The sequence below is a fragment of the Flavobacterium luteolum genome, assembly GCF_027111275.1.
GTDB lineage: Bacteria > Bacteroidota > Bacteroidia > Flavobacteriales > Flavobacteriaceae > Flavobacterium > Flavobacterium luteolum.
Map to the genome: position 1 here is coordinate 4,834,849 of NZ_CP114286.1, position 18,804 is coordinate 4,853,652.

Annotated in this window: 17 protein-coding genes; 7 read left to right on the forward strand and 10 right to left on the reverse strand. The window is 32.7% G+C overall.

Features of this window, described 5'->3' with window-relative positions:
• Positions 1-218 precede the first annotated feature (218 nt).
• Together OZP10_RS20545 and OZP10_RS20550 are read left to right on the forward strand one after the other, a co-directional pair.
• A complete protein-coding gene (locus OZP10_RS20545; protein WP_281632538.1) occupies positions 219-2,555 on the forward strand; it encodes an ATP-dependent helicase in 2,337 nt (778 codons plus the stop codon).
• A gap of 83 nt (positions 2,556-2,638) precedes the next feature.
• Positions 2,639-3,259, forward strand: coding sequence for an L-threonylcarbamoyladenylate synthase (locus tag OZP10_RS20550; protein ID WP_281632539.1), 621 nt, complete (start codon positions 2,639-2,641; stop codon positions 3,257-3,259).
• Between the two features lie 187 nt (positions 3,260-3,446).
• Here the strand turns inward: OZP10_RS20550 and OZP10_RS20555 are convergent, their stop codons facing one another.
• The 3 genes from OZP10_RS20555 to OZP10_RS20565 are packed head-to-tail and all read right to left on the reverse strand — an operon-like array spanning position 3,447 to position 5,808.
• The gene (locus OZP10_RS20555; protein ID WP_281632540.1) at positions 3,447-4,280 is read right to left on the reverse strand and encodes an OmpA/MotB family protein; all 834 of its coding nucleotides are present in this window, start codon (positions 4,278-4,280) and stop codon (positions 3,447-3,449) included.
• A 32-nt stretch (positions 4,281-4,312) separates the two neighbouring features.
• Positions 4,313-5,332, reverse strand: coding sequence for a glycosyltransferase family 2 protein (locus OZP10_RS20560; RefSeq protein WP_281632541.1), 1,020 nt, complete (start codon positions 5,330-5,332; stop codon positions 4,313-4,315).
• A 23-nt stretch (positions 5,333-5,355) separates the two neighbouring features.
• Entirely contained in the window at positions 5,356-5,808 is a 453-nt protein-coding gene (locus tag OZP10_RS20565; protein WP_281632542.1) for a type I restriction enzyme HsdR N-terminal domain-containing protein, read from the reverse strand.
• A gap of 68 nt (positions 5,809-5,876) precedes the next feature.
• On the opposite strand from OZP10_RS20565, the gene holA reads away from it, so the two are divergent.
• Genes holA through ettA form a run of 3 tightly spaced genes read left to right on the forward strand, consistent with a single transcriptional unit; the run spans position 5,877 to position 8,862 of the window.
• Positions 5,877-6,881: a DNA polymerase III subunit delta gene (gene holA, locus OZP10_RS20570; RefSeq protein ID WP_281632543.1), complete on the forward strand. Its 1,005-nt coding sequence runs from the start codon at positions 5,877-5,879 to the stop codon at positions 6,879-6,881.
• A 60-nt stretch (positions 6,882-6,941) separates the two neighbouring features.
• Positions 6,942-7,124 carry a CAL67264 family membrane protein gene (locus OZP10_RS20575; RefSeq protein ID WP_035643908.1) on the forward strand — a complete coding sequence of 61 codons (183 nt, stop codon included), beginning with the start codon at positions 6,942-6,944 and terminating at the stop codon, positions 7,122-7,124.
• 46 nt (positions 7,125-7,170) lie between these two features.
• On the forward strand, positions 7,171-8,862 hold the full coding sequence (gene ettA, locus OZP10_RS20580) for an energy-dependent translational throttle protein EttA (protein WP_281632544.1): 1,692 nt from the start codon (positions 7,171-7,173) through the stop codon (positions 8,860-8,862).
• A 246-nt stretch (positions 8,863-9,108) separates the two neighbouring features.
• Here ettA and OZP10_RS20585 read toward each other — a convergent pair whose 3' ends face one another.
• Positions 9,109-9,522, reverse strand: a complete 414-nt coding sequence (locus OZP10_RS20585; protein ID WP_281632545.1) for a thiol-disulfide oxidoreductase DCC family protein — start codon at positions 9,520-9,522, stop codon at positions 9,109-9,111.
• 279 nt (positions 9,523-9,801) lie between these two features.
• Positions 9,802-11,967, reverse strand: coding sequence for an endonuclease MutS2 (locus OZP10_RS20590; protein ID WP_281632546.1), 2,166 nt, complete (start codon positions 11,965-11,967; stop codon positions 9,802-9,804).
• A gap of 112 nt (positions 11,968-12,079) precedes the next feature.
• Between OZP10_RS20590 and OZP10_RS20595 the strand changes: the two genes are divergently transcribed.
• Positions 12,080-12,748: a uracil-DNA glycosylase gene (locus OZP10_RS20595; protein ID WP_281632547.1), complete on the forward strand. Its 669-nt coding sequence runs from the start codon at positions 12,080-12,082 to the stop codon at positions 12,746-12,748.
• Between the two features lie 157 nt (positions 12,749-12,905).
• Here the strand turns inward: OZP10_RS20595 and OZP10_RS20600 are convergent, their stop codons facing one another.
• The 5 genes from OZP10_RS20600 to porX form a co-directional block, all read right to left on the reverse strand.
• Entirely contained in the window at positions 12,906-13,280 is a 375-nt protein-coding gene (locus OZP10_RS20600) for a DUF4258 domain-containing protein (RefSeq protein ID WP_281632548.1), read from the reverse strand.
• Positions 13,281-13,316: 36 nt separating this feature from the next.
• The gene (locus tag OZP10_RS20605; protein ID WP_281632549.1) at positions 13,317-14,516 is read right to left on the reverse strand and encodes an alanine dehydrogenase; all 1,200 of its coding nucleotides are present in this window, start codon (positions 14,514-14,516) and stop codon (positions 13,317-13,319) included.
• 98 nt (positions 14,517-14,614) lie between these two features.
• Positions 14,615-15,172, reverse strand: a complete 558-nt coding sequence (locus OZP10_RS20610) for a hypothetical protein (RefSeq protein WP_281632550.1) — start codon at positions 15,170-15,172, stop codon at positions 14,615-14,617.
• Positions 15,173-15,193: 21 nt separating this feature from the next.
• Positions 15,194-15,601, reverse strand: coding sequence for a tRNA (adenosine(37)-N6)-threonylcarbamoyltransferase complex ATPase subunit type 1 TsaE (tsaE, locus tag OZP10_RS20615; protein ID WP_281632551.1), 408 nt, complete (start codon positions 15,599-15,601; stop codon positions 15,194-15,196).
• A gap of 168 nt (positions 15,602-15,769) precedes the next feature.
• Positions 15,770-17,323 carry a T9SS response regulator signal transducer PorX gene (gene porX / locus OZP10_RS20620; protein ID WP_119790901.1) on the reverse strand — a complete coding sequence of 518 codons (1,554 nt, stop codon included), beginning with the start codon at positions 17,321-17,323 and terminating at the stop codon, positions 15,770-15,772.
• 224 nt (positions 17,324-17,547) lie between these two features.
• Here porX and OZP10_RS20625 point away from each other — a divergent pair, with 224 nt between their 5' ends.
• Positions 17,548-18,777 carry an HD domain-containing protein gene (locus tag OZP10_RS20625; RefSeq protein ID WP_281632552.1) on the forward strand — a complete coding sequence of 410 codons (1,230 nt, stop codon included), beginning with the start codon at positions 17,548-17,550 and terminating at the stop codon, positions 18,775-18,777.
• Positions 18,778-18,804: the final 27 nt, after the last annotated feature.

The window sequence follows — 18,804 nt, forward strand, 5'->3', positions numbered from 1 at the left end:
AATTTTCTTTCAATTTAACCTGATCTAATTGTTTGAGTTTAGCCCCGATTGAGGCGGTATCCTCGTAGCGGAGCGGAGAGATATAGCCGAAAGCGGGAAACTATGTTTAATAAAATGCCAATTGCTTGGCTTCAAAAAAAACTTAGAACCTTAGCGTCTCAGTATCTTAGGAACTTTCTCTTTAAATTCTTATTTTTGCCTAAAAGGAGATAAATTACATGCAGAAATATATTGACCAGCTCAACGAAGCGCAGAGAGCGCCTGTTTTACAAAAAGACGGGCCAATGATTATTATTGCTGGTGCAGGTTCGGGAAAGACCCGTGTTTTAACGATTAGAATTGCTTATTTGATGCATCAGGGAATTGATGCATTTAATATTTTGTCGCTGACTTTTACTAATAAAGCGGCAAGAGAAATGAAGCACAGGATTTCGGATATTGTGGGAGCATCTGAAGCGAAGAATCTTTGGATGGGAACTTTTCACTCGATATTTGCTCGTATTCTTCGTGCAGAATCGGAGCTTTTGGGATATCCTTCTAATTTTACGATTTACGATTCTCAGGATTCGGCGCGTTTAATTTCTTCGATTATTAAAGAAATGCAGCTGGATCGTGATGTTTATAAACCAAAACAGGTTTTAGGACGTATATCTAGTTATAAGAACAGCTTGATTACGGTAAAAGCCTATTTTAACAATCCTGAATTGCAGGAGGCTGATGCAATGGCGAAAAAGCCTAGGTTGGGAGAAATCTACCAGCAGTATGTGGAGCGCTGTTTCAAAGCGGGCGCAATGGATTTTGATGATTTATTGTTGAAAACCAATGAATTGTTAACTCGTTTTCCAGAGGTTTTGGCGAAATATCAAAACCGTTTTCGCTATATTCTGGTTGATGAGTACCAAGATACGAACCATTCTCAATATTTGATTGTTAGGGCTTTGTCTGATAAATTTCAGAATATTTGTGTGGTTGGAGATGATGCGCAGAGTATTTATGCTTTTCGTGGAGCGAATATCAATAACATCCTGAATTTCCAAAAAGATTATGAAGGGGTGGTAATGTACCGTTTAGAGCAGAATTACCGTTCGACACGTAACATTGTGGAAGCCGCAAATACGGTTATGGAGCATAATAAAACCAAACTGGATAAAGTGGTTTGGACGGCTAATGATTTTGGTCCGAAAATAAAAGTGCACCGCAGTTTGACTGATGCCGAAGAAGGTCGTTTTGTAGCAAGTACTATATTTGAACAGAAAATGCAAAATCAGCTTCATAATGGCTCTTTTGCGATTTTATATAGAACCAATGCGCAGTCGCGTGCGATGGAGGATGCATTGAGAAAACGTGATATTCCATATAGAATTTATGGTGGATTGTCATTCTATCAGCGTAAAGAAATTAAAGATGTTTTATGTTATTTGCGTTTGGTTCTGAATCCAAAAGATGAGGAAGCTTTGATTCGTGTAATTAACTATCCAGCTCGTGGAATTGGAGATACGACGGTTGAAAAATTAACTATTGCAGCAAATCATTACAAACGTTCGATTTGGGAAGTAATGGTTAATATTGATAAAATCGATTTGAAACTGAATGCCGGTACAAAAAATAAATTGAAAGATTTTGTAACGATGATTCAGAGTTTTCAGGTTATCGATCAAAATCAGGATGCTTTTTATTTGACAGATCACGTTGCAAAAAAGACTGGATTAGTTCAAGAATTGAAAAAAGATGCTACTCCTGAAGGGATGGCAAAAATTCAGAATATCGAAGAGCTTTTAAACGGTATTAAAGATTTTACTGAAGGACAGAGAGAAATTGACGGAGCAAGAGGTGCGCTTTCTGAGTTTATGGAAGATGTAGCTTTAGCAACCGATTTGGATAAAGATACCAATGACGAAGATCGTGTAGCTTTGATGACTATTCACTTAGCAAAAGGATTGGAGTTTCCGCACGTATTTATTGTGGGAATGGAAGAGGATTTATTTCCAAGTGCTATGAGTATGAGTACTAGAAGTGAGTTAGAAGAAGAACGTCGATTATTTTATGTAGCTTTAACTCGTGCAGAACATCAGGCTTATTTGACTTATGCTCAATCGCGTTATCGTTGGGGAAAACTAACAGATAGTGAACCATCTCGTTTTATTGAAGAAATTGACGGTCAATTTTTAGAATATTTAACGCCAGCTGAAACTAATTATCGTTATAAATCTCCAATCGATGGTGATATTTTTGGTGATGTAGATAAATCAAAATTAAGATTAGCAAAACCAGTAGGAGGAACTCCTCCAAAACATATTACAGAAAATAGTCCTAAACCAGATTTAAATATTAGAAAACTAAAACCAGTTTCTGGAAATGTGCCAAGCAATGGAAACTCAAATTTATTTGACAGTAAACTTACTGTTGGAAATGTAGTTATGCATGAGCGTTTTGGAAAAGGTGAAGTGATTAATCTTGAAGGCGTTGGAGCAGACCGAAAAGCAGAAATTAAATTTGAAGTGGGCGGAATTAAGAAATTGTTGTTAAGATTTGCTAAATTAGATGTAGTAGGATAAAAAATATTGTTTTAAGTTTCAGGTTTCACATTATAAGAAGCAACCTGAAACTTGAAACTTAAAACAAAATAAACTAAAAAATCATGGCAGAATTTATAAAAATATACCCAGATAAACCTAGTGAAGCTGCAATTGCAAAAGTTGTGAAAGTGCTTCAGAATGGAGGTTTGGTAATTTATCCGACAGATACTGTTTATGGTTTGGGTTGCGATATTACCAATTCTAGAGCTTTAGAAAAAATTGCTAAGATCAAGGGAGTAAAATTAGAGAAAGCAAATTTCTCCTTTATCTGTCATGATTTGAGTAATTTATCAGATTATGTGCGTCAGATAGATACATCAACGTTTAAGATATTAAAAAGAGCGCTACCTGGACCTTATACTTTCATTTTGCCAGGAAACAATAATTTGCCAAAAGAGTTTAAAAAGAAAACTACTGTTGGTATTCGTGTTCCTGATAATAATATTATTTTAGAAATTGTTCGCCAGTTAGGAAATCCTGTTGTTTCGACTTCCATACGCGATGAAGATGATGTAATCGAATATACTACAGATCCAGAATTGATTTTCGAAAAATGGCAGCATCTTGTTGATATGGTAATTGATGGCGGTTACGGAGATAATGTCGGATCAACAATTATAGATCTTTCTGAACATGAGCCAGTTATAGTCAGAGAAGGTAAAGGGGATATTGGTATTTTGTAAAAAAATACACTAAAAGTATAAAAGTATGAAAATTATGAGTAACTTTATTATGTTAAAATTTAGTTAGTTACTTAAAGATAATGCTATTCTTAATTATATTTAATTGGTTATTAAAAAAAAATTAAGAATACATAAAAGCAGGTCGATTGACCTGCTTTTTCTGTTTTTATAGTATGCTAAACAAGAATTATTTAGCTTGTTTTTTCATTTCTTTTTCAATCATATCATAGAATTGATCGATTTTTGGCATAACTACGATACGGGTTCTTCTGTTACGAGCTTTGTTCTCAGGAGAATCGTTAGCAACTAATGGTACGTAAGAACTTCTACCTGCAGCAATTAATTTAGCTGGGTTAACACCAAGATCGTTTGTCAATACGCGAACGATAGAAGTAGAACGCTTAACACTTAAATCCCAGTTGTCTAAGATAATTCCGTTGCTTTTGTAAGGAACGTCATCTGTGTGTCCTTCAACCATACACTCAAAATCAGGTTTATCGTTTACAACTTTAGCAACTTTAGCTAAAACAGATTTAGCTTTGTCACTTACGTCATAGCTACCACTTTTGAATAATAATTTATCAGCGATAGAGATAAATACAACTCCTTTTTCAACATTGATTTCGATGTCTGGATCGTTGATTCCAACAGCTCCTTTTAAGCTTGTAACTAATGCTAAAGTAACACTGTCTTTTTTAGTTAAAGCATCTTGAAGTCTAGAGATTTTCAAATCTTTTTCTTTTAAACTTTCAAGAGATTTTTCAAGGTTTTCAGCACCTTTAGTAGTTAAGATAGTTAAATCTTTAGAACTATTGATTAAATCTTGATTATGTTGTTTGTAGCTTTCCGCTGTAGCAGCTAATCCAGCTTTTTCTTCTAAGCACGTATTTAATTTTACAGTACATGAGTTTAACAAATCTTGAGTCTCTTTGTTTTTAGCTTCCAACTCAGCATATTTCTTTTTAGAAACACATGATGTTAGGGCCATTAATACTGATAGTGCGATAACTATTTTTCTCATAAATTTAATTTTAATTAGACTTGATTACAAATTTAGTTTTTAATATTTTGAATACTGTTAAAGATTTCTTTAAATAAGGTCAATTTCTTGATATAATAAAGGAAAACGATGCTTTTTACCGAATAGTACTGCTGTATTTGAAAATCTTTTCGTTTTCTGAGATATTTTAAAGATAAGCAATAAAATGAAAAATGTGCCTTTAAAATAGCAATAGTGTGCTTAATTTTACCCTGTGTAAGAAAACGGATACCTGCAATACCATCCAAAACCATACGAAAAAAAATCACCCAGAATAATCCTCTTTTCGGTAGATTTTTAACCATCATTAATAATGAATTTCTAAAATTCAAATAGGTTTTCTTTGGATTTCCTTGTTGCAATGTTGCACCTCCAACATGGTAAACTACAGATTGAGAATTATACTTTATAATATGTCCTTCATTTGCGGCTCTCCAGCATAGATCAATTTCTTCCTGATGTGCAAAGAAGCTTTCGTCAAAACCTCCTAATTCATGATAAATATTCTTTCGTATAAAGAAACAAGCGCCCGAAGCCCAGAACAATTCTATGTTGTCATCATATTGTCCATTATCTTTTTCGATGGTTTCAAATATTCTTCCTCTACAGAAAGGGAATCCGTATTTGTCAATAAAACCACCTGCTGCTCCAGCATATTCAAAATATTCTTTGTTTTTAAAATCAAGAATTTTAGGCTGAATAATGGCAGTTTGTTTTTCTTTTTCGAAAGTATCAAGAATTGGTTTCAGCCAATTTTCAGTTACTTCTATATCTGAATTTACTAAAGCGTAAATTTCTGCATCAATATGTTGTAAGGCATCATTATAACCTTTTGCAAAACCATGATTGCCTGAATTTTTTACAATTTTTACGGTTGGAAAGTGTTCTGTAACAAATGCGACAGAATCATCCGTAGAATCATTGTCAGCAACATAAATTGCCGCTCCTTCTGAAAACTGAATAACAGATGGTAAAAACTGCTCAAGCAATTTTACTCCGTTCCAATTTAAAATGACAACTGCTATTTTATCCAAAAGTAATTAGTTATTTATTTGTTTTAATGGTTTTCTTTATAGTCAGGAAGGCTTCTTAAAAACTCATATCTTTCGTTTTCAAAATCCATTTGACAATAAAAATGGTTTAGTCCGTTTGTTACATTCAAAAACCGTGCCTGCATTGTCATATTATAACGAGCAATTTGATCAAAAGTTGCCTGTGAGATTTTAACCTCTGGTGCTTTACACTCTACTAATATATGTATAGAACCATCAGGGTTGAAGACAACTACATCATAACGTTTTCGTAATCCGTTGACGGTCAAAACTTTTTCTACGTTAATAAGCGATTTGGGATATTTTTTTTCATGCATCAAAAAATGAACAACGTGTTGACGAACCCATTCTTCTGGCGTAAGAATTATAAATTTTTTCCTGATTTCATCAAAAATAGACACTTTATTTTCGCTATTTTTGAATCGGAAAGTATAAGCAGGGAAATTAAGTTTAAGCATAAAGCAAAAATATAAAATAGTTTTTTGTTTCAAAGTAACTTGAAACTTTAAACTTGAAACAAGTATAAATGGACGAAGTAGTAAAAATTGTTAACGATATTAAAGCCGGAGATATTAAACCGATTTATTTTTTAATGGGTGAAGAACCTTATTATATAGATAAATTGTCTGAATACATTGAGCAGAATGTATTAGCTGAAGAAGAGAAAGGTTTTAATCAGACAGTTTTATATGGAAGAGATGTTTCTGTAGACGATATTGTTTCAACGGCCAAGCGCTATCCTATGATGGCTGAACGTCAGGTTGTTATTGTAAAAGAAGCGCAAGATTTATCGAGAACAATTGATAAAATTGAATCTTATGTAGATAATCCGATGCAAACAACCGTTTTGGTTTTTTGCTATAAATATAAAACACTAGATAAACGTAAAAAAGTCACCAAATTATTAGCACAAAAAGGTGTTGTTTACGAAAGTAAAAAATTATACGAAAATCAAGTTGGAGACTGGATTAAACGTGTTTTAGCTGGAAAAAAATATACTATCGATCCAAAAGCAAATGCTATGTTAGTGGAATTTTTGGGTACCGATTTAAGTAAAATTAATAACGAACTTGAAAAACTGCAGATTATTTTACCGCAAGGAACCATGATTACAGCAGATCATATCGAAGAAAATATCGGTTTTAGCAAGGATTATAATGTATTTGAACTTCGAAAAGCAATAGGTGAGCGCAATCAATTGAAGGCATATAAGATTGCAGAAAATTTTGCTCACAATCCTAAAGAATATCCTTTGGTTATGACGACTGGTTTGGTTTTTGGATTTTTTGTTCAGCTTTTAAAATACCACGGATTAAAAGATAAAAATCCGAAAAATGTAGCATCTGCACTTGGGGTAAATCCATATTTCTTGAAAGAGTATGATTTGGCAGTAAAAAATTATCCGATGAGAAAGGTGAGTCAGATTGTTGGGGCTTTACGAGATATTGATGTTAAGAGTAAAGGTGTGGGAGCGAATGCTTTGCCTCAGTCAGATTTGTTAAAAGAAATGCTGTATAAAATTTTTAATTAAGCCGTTAAAATTCACGATATTTGCCTTTTTAAAATCTTGCATTAAAATATTTATAAAACTATGGGAATGAATAAAAATACCATTTTAGGATGGGCTACTTTAATAATGGTGCTTATGGGATTGTTACTTATAGGTCTTGGAATCTTTAGGTACAGTGATGTTTCAGGCTGGGGATTTGCTGCTGTTGGAGTTGGTTTTTTTGCAAATGCTTGGGTGTTCAATGCTTTGAAAGGGAGAGTTTAGAATTTTGAAATTCAGAAAAATAAATAATTATAATAAAAAATAAAAAATGTCAGACGATAAGAAAGTAATTTTCTCAATGCAGAAATTGAGTAAAACCTATCAAGGAGCAGACAAACCAGTTCTTAAGAATATTTATTTGAGTTTCTTTTACGGAGCTAAAATTGGTATTTTGGGACTTAACGGTTCTGGAAAATCTTCACTTTTAAAAATTATTGCAGGAGTTGATAAAAATTATCAGGGAGATGTAGTATTTCAGCCAGGCTATACAGTTGGATACTTGGAGCAAGAGCCAATTCTTGATGATTCTAAAACAGTTATCGAAATTGTTCGTGAAGGAGCAGCTGAGACTATGGCAGTTTTAGAAGAGTACAATCAAATTAATGATTTGTTCGGTCTTGAAGAGAACTACTCAGATCCAGATAAAATGGATAAATTGATGGATCGTCAGGCAGCTTTACAAGACAAAATTGATGCTCTTGGTGCTTGGGAAATAGATACCAAATTAGAAATTGCAATGGATGCTTTGCGTACGCCAGAAGGTGATACGCCAATTAAAAACCTTTCAGGAGGTGAGCGCCGTCGTGTAGCTTTATGTCGTTTGTTATTGCAACAGCCTGATGTATTGTTACTTGATGAGCCTACCAATCACCTTGATGCTGAATCAGTTCTTTGGTTAGAGCAGCATTTAGCTCAATATGCTGGAACTGTAATTGCTGTAACACACGATAGATATTTCCTTGATAATGTTGCTGGTTGGATTCTTGAATTGGATAGAGGAGAAGGTATTCCATGGAAAGGAAATTATTCTTCTTGGTTAGATCAAAAATCAAATCGTTTAGCACAGGAAGAAAAAGTGGCTTCTAAACGTAGAAAAACTTTAGAGCGTGAGTTGGAGTGGGTTCGTCAAGGAGCAAAAGGTCGTCAGACAAAACAGAAAGCACGTTTACAGAATTACGACAAATTATTGAATGAAGATCAAAAACAACTAGACGAGAAATTAGAAATCTATATCCCGAATGGTCCTCGTTTAGGAACAAATGTTATTGAAGCTAAAAATGTTGCCAAAGCTTTTGGTGATAAATTATTATATGATAATTTGAACTTTACTTTGCCACAAGCTGGTATTGTTGGAATTATTGGACCAAACGGTGCTGGTAAATCTACAATCTTCAAAATGATTATGGGTGAGCAAGCTACTGATAGTGGAGAATTTTCTGTTGGTGACACAGTAAAAATCGCTTACGTAGATCAGTCGCACTCTAATATTGATCCGAATAAATCAATCTGGGAAAACTTTGCTGATGGTCAGGAATTGATTATGATGGGAGGAAAGCAAGTTAACTCAAGAGCTTATTTATCACGTTTCAACTTTGGTGGTGGCGAGCAAAACAAAAAAGTGTCAATGCTTTCTGGTGGAGAGCGTAACCGTTTGCACTTAGCCATGACTTTGAAAGAAGAAGGAAACGTACTTTTACTGGATGAGCCAACAAACGACCTTGACGTAAATACACTTCGAGCACTTGAAGAAGGTTTGGAGAATTTTGCTGGTTGTGCCGTAATTATTTCTCACGACAGATGGTTCTTAGATAGAATTTGTACACACATCTTAGCTTTTGAAGGAGATTCTGAAGTTTATTTCTTCGAAGGAAGTTTCTCTGATTACGAAGAAAACAAAAAGAAACGTCTTGGCGGTGATTTAACTCCGAAACGTTTGAAATACAGAAAATTGATTAGATAATTTTTCTAATAAATTTCAAATAAAAAATCCCAAATTCCAATTGATGTGAATTTGGGATTTTTCTATTTTGTATGTTTTTAAGTTAAGTTTGTCATTTCGACGAAGGAGAAATCTTCGCAAGTAACTCCGTAACGAGAATCTAATCTTTGTCGAGTTTCTCACGAAGATTTCTCCTTCGTCGAAATGACAATATTGCGTCACTGAAGTTTTGCTTTTTGGAATTTGGAATTTTTACATTGGAATTTTCTACAAAAACTTAGATTTTAATTCCGGAGTTGGAATCATGCAGCTTTCTTTTTTACCGTACCAATTGTATCTGTTTTTTGCAACATAATCATAAATCCTATCACTCATAAAAATAGGTACAATTCTAAAAATAGGAGTTAGCTTCCACAAACCGCCAAAATTTTTAGCAATTTCGATTATTGCAGAAGATTTGTAAAAATATGCTGTTCCTGGATCATACAAAATAATACTGTCCATTTTAGAAAAACTGATTCCTAAGTGTTTGCATATTGAAATTCCTTTTTCTGATTGCAATGCGACAAATCTAAAAATGTCCTTTTTATCATGTTTTATAATAAACTGTACAGCAGAACTGCAGAGATTGCAAACTCCGTCAAAAAGAACTATTTTTTTATTTTTTGGAAGGCTTTCCATTTTATAATTTGTGTTTCAAGTTTTATGTTTCAATTTTTAATTGAAAAAACAGGAATTAATACGTTTTTTTATTTTTATTTAAAATATCTATTAATTTTTTGTTTTTAATAAATTTTATAAATTAAAAACAACATCAGTAAATTAGTTTAAATCTGTTTTTAAAAGTTAGAAATCTTCTTTAGTGTAAAAATGAAAATCGTCCCTTAAATCGCTTTATTTTAATTTTGAGGTTTTTTCACCACTTTTTAAGGACTAAAAACCGCCACGGAGACCGAAAACTTATTTCTTAACTGCTTCTACCAATTCCAATTCATCCAAACTTACTTTCGAAGTAAAAATACCGTAATTTACTGTTGCTTTATTTTTTTCGATAGAATCGATACTTCCGACAGATCTTCCGTCAAGCATTCTTACTCTATCTCCAACTTTTAAAATTGGTTTTGGTTTTTCTACAACTGGTTTAAGTTTTTTCTCTTTTTTCTCTTTTCGAATTTCTTCAACTTTTACTTGTACTTCAGCAATAATTTCTTTTTGTTTTTCAACTTTTGCTTTGACTTCTTTTGGAGTAGCTTTTTTTCGTTTCGAATTTTCAATTTCAACAATTTTCAAAAACTCACCAATCAGTTCTTTTTTGTTTTTGTTATTGAAATACTTTTCGGCAATATCATCAATTTTTTGTCCAATGTAAATTATCTTTTGATTGCTATCATATAATTCTTGATAGCTTTCTAATTTCTGTTGAATTCTCGTATTGATGTTTTCCATCTTTTTACTTTCCTCACGAGCACGAGTTTCTTCTTCCTTTAAATTCAAAGAAGTTTTTTCCAACTTCGAACGCTCTTTCTGAAGTGTTGCGATGGTTTTGTCAAAACGAACTTTTCCAACTTCGATTTTCTTTTTCGCACGATTGATCAATCCAAACGGAATTCCATTTTTTTGAGCAACCTCAAAAGTAAAAGAACTTCCTGCTTGACCCAAAGCTAATTTATACATTGGTTCAAGAGATTTCTCATCAAACATCATATTCGCATTTGTGGCATAAGGCAATTCGTTTGCTAAAATTTTCAAATTAGAATAATGCGTTGTGATAATTCCGAATGCTTCACGGTGATAAAATTCTTCTAGGAAAATTTCAGCCAAAGCACCACCCAATTCAGGATCAGAACCTGTACCAAACTCGTCAATTAAAAACATGGTTTTTCTATTACATTTCTTTAAAAAGTAATTCATGTTTTTTAATCGATAACTATATGTGCTTAAGTGATTTTCAATAGATTGATTGTCGCCAATGTCAGTTAAGATTCTATCAAACAAGAAAGTTTCACTTCTTTCGTGAACCGGAATCAAAATTCCCGATTGCAGCATCAATTGTAATAATCCTACCGTTTTTAAGGAAATGGTTTTACCTCCAGCATTTGGTCCAGAAATTACAATAATTCTGTTTTCTTGTTTTAACTCAATGGTTTGCGGATGCGTAACTTCTTTTTTCTGTTTGTTGTTCAAATACAAAATCGGATGATACGCTTCTCTAAAGAATAATCTTCTTTCTTCTGTAATTGTTGGGAGGATTCCGTTAATTCGATTTGCGTATTTAGCTTTGCCTGCAACAACATCAATATCACTTAAAAAGTCCTGATATTCAATTAATAAAGGAAGATAAGGGCGAATTACATTCGATAGATTTTTTAAAATTCTTGTAATCTCTTCTTTCTCTTCATATTCTAAATTGGCTAATTCTCTAGAATATTTCAAAGTAGCTTCCGGTTCGATATAAGCGATGCTTCCAGTTTTTGAACTTCCTAAAATAGAACCTTTTACTTTACGGCGATACATTGCTAGAACTGCCAAAACTCTACGGTTTTGTACAAAACTTTCTTTGATATCGTCCAAATAACCTAAGCTATTGTACTGAGTTAAAGCCGTACCGAAACTTTGATTCACTTTTCCGCGAACCAGGTTCATGTTTTGCCTAATTCCGGCTAGAGTAGGAGATGCATTGTCTTTAATTTCTACGTATTTGTCTACAATAGAGTCAATTGCAGTTATGATGTCTTTAGTCAATTCTACTCTTGAAGCTCTTGCATTTAAGTTTGGATAATAGTCGTCGAATTTTTTCAAGAAATTCAACAAGACATTAGTAGTTGCAGAAAGATTAGCAATTTTTCTAAAACTTCCTACTTCAAGAAAACTGTCTTCGATTGCAAGAAATTTAATTTCATGCGTTATGGCGTCAAATCCGTGATTCGGAATGGCGTTATTATTTTGAAAAGAAGATACATACTCTGATGTTTGCATCAGCGCTTGCATTAATTCTTCTTTATCTCTAAATGGTTTTATTTGTAAAGCCTTTTCTTTTCCAATATCGGTATTGCAACCATCAGAAATGGTTTCAAGCACCGTTGGAAATTGTAAATCTTGTAATGTTTTTTCTGTAATAGATACCATTATATAACGTAAGTTGTAAAGATTTCAAAGTTACAAAGTTTTAAAAACTTAATAGCACTAATAGTTGGTAGTTTGAATAAAACTTTGCTTTATTTGTAATAAAATTTATAAAATGAAAATTAATTTAGCTCAAGACTGGCAGAGAGTTTTAAAAGATGAAATAGAAAAAACGTATTTTCAGGAATTGATGGAGGCGCTTGAAGTTGAATATAAAACGCATACTTGCTACCCTCCTGCAGAGTTAATTTTTTCAGCTTTCAACAATTGCAGTTTTGATGCTGTAAAGGTTGTTATTATTGGTCAAGATCCTTATCATGGAGAAGGAGAAGCCAATGGATTAAGCTTTTCTGTAAATGATAATATTAAGATACCGCCTTCATTGCGAAATATTTTTAGAGAAATAAATACTGATTTTGATTCCGTTTTTATGCCAACATCTGGTAATCTTCAAAAATGGGCTCAGCAAGGCGTTTTGCTTCTTAATGCTTCTTTGACCGTTCGTAAAGATAGTCCAAATAGTCATAAACACTTAAAATGGAATCTATTTACCGATGCTGTTATAAAAGCTATTTCTGATCAGAAGGAAAATGTTGTTTTTCTTTTGTGGGGAAGTTTTGCTCAGAAAAAAGGGGCAAAAATTGATCGGTCAAAACATTATGTTTTAGAATCAGGCCATCCCTCGCCAATGAGTGCTAATCAAGGAAAATGGTTTGGAAATAAACATTTTAGTCAAACAAATTCATTTCTTAAATCTAAAGGATTGAAAGAAATTGAATGGTAGTTTTTTTTAAGTTGCTAAGATTCTGAGTTACAAAGATTCTGAGTTGCTAAGAGGCAAAGGGAAAAACTTTGTGTCTTTGTGGCTTTGCCAGAAATACTTGTCGCTAAAAAAAATCTTTTGAATCTGCAGAATCTGCGAGAAACAAAAGATTTAATTTTTATTTTTTTACGATTTCTTCTAAAACGGCTTTATTTTCATAATTGACCACTTTCAGAATAATTTCTTGATTTTTTATTGTTTTTCCTTCAATAATATACAGTTTTCCTTTTTTGAATGGAACATTACTTTGGTCAAAATCAACATCTCCGTAAGTTAATGTATTTTTGACGTCTGCTGTATCAACCCATTTTTCGTTAAGCGTTTGAACTGCTTTATCTGAATATTGAAAAGGTTTTGTTCTAAGATTGTTTAAAACTCTGGCATTTGGAAAATAATTGCATCGGGTGTCTTTTCCGATGAAAAATCCTGATACAATAAAACATCCCATTACGAGACCAATCAAATAATATGCAAAACGATAAGCGAACTTCATGAAATAATTTTTTTGCAAAGGTACGTTAAAGTTCCTTTAGAATACAAGTAAATTAATATCGTTATCTGGTAAATCGAACCATTCGCCAATCGCTTTATTTGTTAAGATTCCGTGATATAGATATATTCCATTTTTAAGGCCTTTATTGCATCGAATTGCACTTTCAATGCCACCATCTTCGGCTATCTGATGTAAATAAGGAGTTAAAATATTACTGATTGATAATGAAGCAGTTTTAGAATATCTTGAAGGAATGTTTGGTACGCAATAGTGCAAAACATTGTTTTTTATGAATGTTGGTTTTTCATGAGTAGTTACTTCTGATGTTTCAAAACAGCCGCCTGTATCTATGCTGACATCAACAATTACAGCACCTTTTTTCATGTGTTCTACCATTGTTTCGTTCACGACAATTGGGCAACGTTCTTTACCGCGCATGGCTCCAATCGCAACATCGCAACGTCTTAAAGCTTTTAGCAAGCCTTTTTGCTGTATAGTAGAAGTGAAAATTCTTTGATTTAAATTATTTTGTAAACGACGCAGTTTTGTAATTGAGTTATCAAAAACCTTAACGTTGGCACCTAATCCAATTGCAGTTTTTGCCGCAAATTCGCCTACAGTTCCAGCACCAAGAATTACTACTTCAGTAGGAGGAACGCCTGTTATATTTCCGAATAAAAGCCCTTTTCCAAATTCGTCTGTAATCATTAATTCGGCAGCAATAAGAATTGAAGCGGTTCCTGCAATTTCGCTCAAGGATTTTACTGCGGGATAAGATCCGTCTTCGTCTTTAATATATTCGAAAGCTAAGGCAGTGATTTTCTTTTTTGCTAATGCTTCGAAGTATTCTTTCTTTTTGGTTTTAAGCTGAATAGCCGAAATGATAACCGTTTCTGGATTAATCATGTCAATTTCTGCTAAAGTTGGCGGTTCTACCTTTAATAGAAACGGACAGCCAAAAACTCTCTTAGTATCTTTTGTGATTTCTGCACCGGCATCGGCGTATTCTTTGTCTGTATAACTCGAACTTTCTCCAGCGCCAGATTCAATCATAACACGGTGACCTTCATAAGTTAAGGAATTGACGGCATCGGGCGTAAGACAGATACGACGTTCCTGATAACTTGTTTCTTTAGGAATTCCTATAAAAAGTTCTCTTTTAAAACGACCAACCTCAAGTTTTTCTTCCTGCGGTATTAATTGTTGTTTTGTAAATGGAGTTAACGTGATTGACATGGATTGTGCAAAAAATTAAGAGTACAAATTACGTAAAAAGTTTTAAAATTAGTGTAAAAATTCTGCTAATACTACAAGCCGAATGTTAAAGATTCTATTTAACATCCAAAATATCGCTTGGGTACACGTACTTTTGTTTGGTACCAATTTTTTGATAATGGCTTTACATAATCTGGGTAATTTGGATATCCAATAGGATTGTCCTTGCAATTGCATTCAGGTTTTTTTTCGTAGATTATGAACATTTTTTTATATGCTCCCACAATTTTATAATTATGTATCGATGTCTTTATACAAAACATAATACAATTTTCTGCTTCGCCAATTTCAATGTATTCACAAAATTTGCTATCAACCAATTGCTTAAATTTCTGTTTGTCAGAAGTGTTAATCTCGGAAAACAGATTATTAATGTCGTTGCTATTTTTAATGTAATATCTTATGCACTTTCCATCTGCAGGTGCATCGATGCTAAGGCTGTCATTGATAAATTTGCTATTTCGATCAATAATCCTAACAATCTCTTTGCATTTTTCGATTTTAGAAGCTTCCACTTCATCTGATAAAAAATCTGTCGTTATACCTAAAAGAAAGAGGAAAAAAAGTCCAATTAAACTAAAGATAGTGGCAAATAAAATAAGTAATTTTTTCTTCAATGATACTGTTTTAAAATAATCTTAAATCAATTTCAGTTCTCTTTTTCCGTCAGATAGTAATTCAATGTTTATAGTAGAATGTTCTTCAGGAATCAAATTTGCAATTTTTTCTGACCATTCAATAAAACACCAATTTCCAGAATATAGATAATCATCAACTCCCATATCTAGTGCTTCGGTTTCTTGTTTTATTCTGTAAAAGTCAAAATGATAGACTTTTTTTCCGCTTGGAATTTGATATTCGTTTACTAAAGAAAAAGTAGGGCTGCTAGTTGCATCAGTAACTCCAAGGCTTTTGCATATCTGTTTGATTAGGGTGGTTTTTCCGACTCCCATCTCTCCATTAAAAAGGATAATTTTATTAGGATTTGAAGCTATAATCTGCTCAGCAACTTCTTGAATTTGATCTAATGAAAAAACGATGCTCATTGTTATTTATTTTTTGCCACGAATTTCGCAAATTTTCGCGAATTATTTTTAATGCCACAGATTAAAAAGATTAAAAAGGATTTTTTAATCAGTGATAATCTTTGAAATCTGTGGCAAAAAATATTTTATTTAATTGTATTCACCGCTAAAAACTGAAACTGTAAACTTTTATTTCGGGTTAAATACCAGAAACGGAATAATCATTTCTTCTAAAGAAATTCCGCCATGCTGATACGTATTTTTGTAATAGCTCACATAATGATTGTAGTTGTTTACATACGCCAAGAAAAAATCGTTTTTGGCAAAAATAAATGAACTGCTCATGTTTATTGCCGGCAAACCAATTGTTTTTGGCTCTTTTACAACATATACATCTTTCTGTTCGTATGTTAAACTACGTCCAGTTTTATAACGTAAATTTAAACTGGTGTTTTTATCTCCCACAACTTTTGAGGGATTTTTTACATTAATTGTTCCGTGGTCTGTTGTCAAAATCAATTTGAAGCCTAAAAGTTGTGCCTGCTGAATAATTTCTAATAATGGAGAATTTTTAAACCAGCTTAATGTTAGAGAACGATACGCTTTATCGTCTGAAGCCAATTCTTTTACGACTTCCATTTCAGTTTTAGCGTGAGAAAGCATATCAACAAAGTTGTAAACTACCGTTACCAAGTCGTTTCCTTTTAATGCTTTAAAGTTTTCTGCTAACTTTTTTCCGCCAGCATAATTGGTGATTTTAAAATAATCTTCCTTAATATTTAAACCTAATCTTTTTAATTGAGCAGATAGAAATTCTGCTTCATAAAGGTTTTTTCCGCCATCTTCGACGTCGTTTTTCCAATATTCGGGAAATTGTTTTTCCATTTCTAAAGGCATTAAACCAGAGAAAATCGAATTTCTAGCATATTGTGTAGCAGTTGGAAGAATAGAATAGTAAGGAACTTCTTTTTCTAGCTTATAATAATTTGATATTACGCTTTCAAAAGATTTCCATTGGTCGTAACGAAGATTATCAATTACAACAAAAAGAATTGGTTTGTCTTTCTTTTTGATTTCTGGAACGACTAATTCTTTGAATAAAGTATTAGACTGTATAGGTTTGTCAGCCTTTGGCGCAAACCAGTCTTCGTAATTTCTTTCTATAAATTTTCCGAATTGTGAATTTGCTTCTACTTTCTGAGACTCTAGAATTTCAATCATCGCTGTGTCGTTGATGTCTTCTAGTTTCAATTCCCAAAAAAGTAATTTTTTGTACAATTCAATCCAGTCTTCGTACGAATTAACCATGGCCAATTCCATTGAAATTTTTCTGAATTCTTTTTGATAATCTAAGGTTGTTTTTTCTGTAATCAATCTCGAATCATCTAGATTTTTCTTCAAACTTAAAAGAATCTGATTCGGATTTACTGGTTTAATCAAATAATCAGCGATTTTAGAACCAATGGCTTCTTCCATAATATATTCTTCCTCGCTTTTCGTAATCATAATCATCGGAATAGCTGATTTTTTTTCTTTCATTTCAGAAAGCGTTTCCAAACCACTCATTCCCGGCATGTTTTCATCCAAAAAAACAATATCAAAGTTATCTTCTTCAAATAGGGCGATTGCATCAAGGCCGTTATTGCAAGTTGTAACTTCGTAATTCTTTTTTTCTAGAAATAATATGTGAGGCTTTAAAAGATCGATTTCATCGTCGACCCAAAGTATTTTTATCTTATCCATAAATCAATTTAATTTTACTGCAATTTAAAGTTATAGAACTTAAAAAGTATTAAAAATAGTATAAAATTACCAAAGTTGGCGCACGATTTTGATTTGTATTTTAACATTTTTAAATGTATTTTATTGATAATCATGATGATTCTGTTTATGACTTTTAAATAAAAAACACCAATCTCTTTATACTTATTTACTTATATTTGTTGACCTAAAAAAATAACTCAGTAGTGACTCAGATCAACAAACTTAAAATATTCAACGATCCTATATATGGTTTTATAACGATTCCGAACGAGTTGGTTTACGATTTAATTCAGCATCCATATTTTCAGCGCCTTCGTCGTATTTCTCAAATGGGATTGTCTTATTTGGTGTATCCCGGAGCAAATCATACCCGTTTTCATCATGCCTTAGGATGTATGCATTTGATGAAGAAAGCAATTGATACGCTTCGTTTTAAAGATGTTGTTATTTCTGACGAAGAAGAAAATGCACTTCTAATTGCAATTTTGCTTCATGATATAGGACATGGGCCATTTTCGCATGCAATGGAAAAAAGTATTGTTGAAGATGTGCATCACGAAGCTATTTCGCTACTGTTTATGAATCAGCTGAATGAAGAGTTTGATGGAAGATTAAGTTTGGCAATTCAGGTCTTTAAAGGAGAATATCATAGAAAATTTATGTTGCAATTGATTTCTAGTCAGTTGGATATGGATCGAATGGATTATTTGAAACGCGATAGTTTTTATACAGGTGTTGCAGAAGGTAACGTGAACTCTGAAAGATTGATTCAGATGATGAACGTAGAAAATGATGTTTTGGTAATTGAGGAAAAAGGAATTTATTCTGTCGAGAAATTTCTGCTTTCTAGGAGATTAATGTACTGGCAAGCTTATTTGCATAAAACAAGTTTAGTAGCCGAGTTGATTTTAATGAAGGTGCTGAAGAGAGCAAAAGAACTGACTTTAAAAGGAATTAAATTACCTTGCAGTGAACCTCTGATGTATTTCATGCAAAATAAAATTACGCTCGAAGATTTTGATGCTGAGAAATTAGATTTATTTTCACAATTAGATGATTTTGATATTATAAGCGCTCTAAAGGCTTGGCAGAAACATAGTGATTTTATACTTTCTACTTTAAGTAAAATGATCATCAATAGAGATTTGTTGAAAATTAAACTTAGTGCAGAAAAAATTCCGATGGAAGAATCACAGTCTTTAAAAGAAGAGTTTGCAGAAGCGCACCAAATTTCAGCAGTAGACGCTGGATATTTTATTTTTAGAGGTAAAATAAAAAATCAGGCCTATAGTAAGGAAGCAGAACCTATTCGTATTTTGAAAAAAGATAAAACAATTGAAGATGTTGTTGAAGCTTCTGACCAGCTGAATTTGAAATCGTTATCTAAATTGGTAACAAAATATTATATCTGTTTTCCAAAACAACTTATATAAAATTAACATTTAAAATCTATTTTTTAT

Coding starts and splice junctions, on each gene's coding strand:
- OZP10_RS20575 (WP_035643908.1), top strand. CDS start 6,942: ATGGGAATGAATAAAAATACCATTTTAGGATGGGCTACTTTAATAATG.
- holA (WP_281632543.1), top strand. CDS start 5,877: ATGGACGAAGTAGTAAAAATTGTTAACGATATTAAAGCCGGAGATATT.
- porX (WP_119790901.1), bottom strand. CDS start 17,323: ATGGATAAGATAAAAATACTTTGGGTCGACGATGAAATCGATCTTTTA.
- OZP10_RS20600 (WP_281632548.1), bottom strand. CDS start 13,280: ATGAAGTTCGCTTATCGTTTTGCATATTATTTGATTGGTCTCGTAATG.
- OZP10_RS20585 (WP_281632545.1), bottom strand. CDS start 9,522: ATGGAAAGCCTTCCAAAAAATAAAAAAATAGTTCTTTTTGACGGAGTT.
- OZP10_RS20545 (WP_281632538.1), top strand. CDS start 219: ATGCAGAAATATATTGACCAGCTCAACGAAGCGCAGAGAGCGCCTGTT.
- OZP10_RS20605 (WP_281632549.1), bottom strand. CDS start 14,516: ATGTCAATCACGTTAACTCCATTTACAAAACAACAATTAATACCGCAG.
- ettA (WP_281632544.1), top strand. CDS start 7,171: ATGTCAGACGATAAGAAAGTAATTTTCTCAATGCAGAAATTGAGTAAA.
- OZP10_RS20555 (WP_281632540.1), bottom strand. CDS start 4,280: ATGAGAAAAATAGTTATCGCACTATCAGTATTAATGGCCCTAACATCA.
- OZP10_RS20590 (WP_281632546.1), bottom strand. CDS start 11,967: ATGGTATCTATTACAGAAAAAACATTACAAGATTTACAATTTCCAACG.
- OZP10_RS20595 (WP_281632547.1), top strand. CDS start 12,080: ATGAAAATTAATTTAGCTCAAGACTGGCAGAGAGTTTTAAAAGATGAA.
- OZP10_RS20565 (WP_281632542.1), bottom strand. CDS start 5,808: ATGCTTAAACTTAATTTCCCTGCTTATACTTTCCGATTCAAAAATAGC.
- tsaE (WP_281632551.1), bottom strand. CDS start 15,601: ATGAGCATCGTTTTTTCATTAGATCAAATTCAAGAAGTTGCTGAGCAG.
- OZP10_RS20550 (WP_281632539.1), top strand. CDS start 2,639: ATGGCAGAATTTATAAAAATATACCCAGATAAACCTAGTGAAGCTGCA.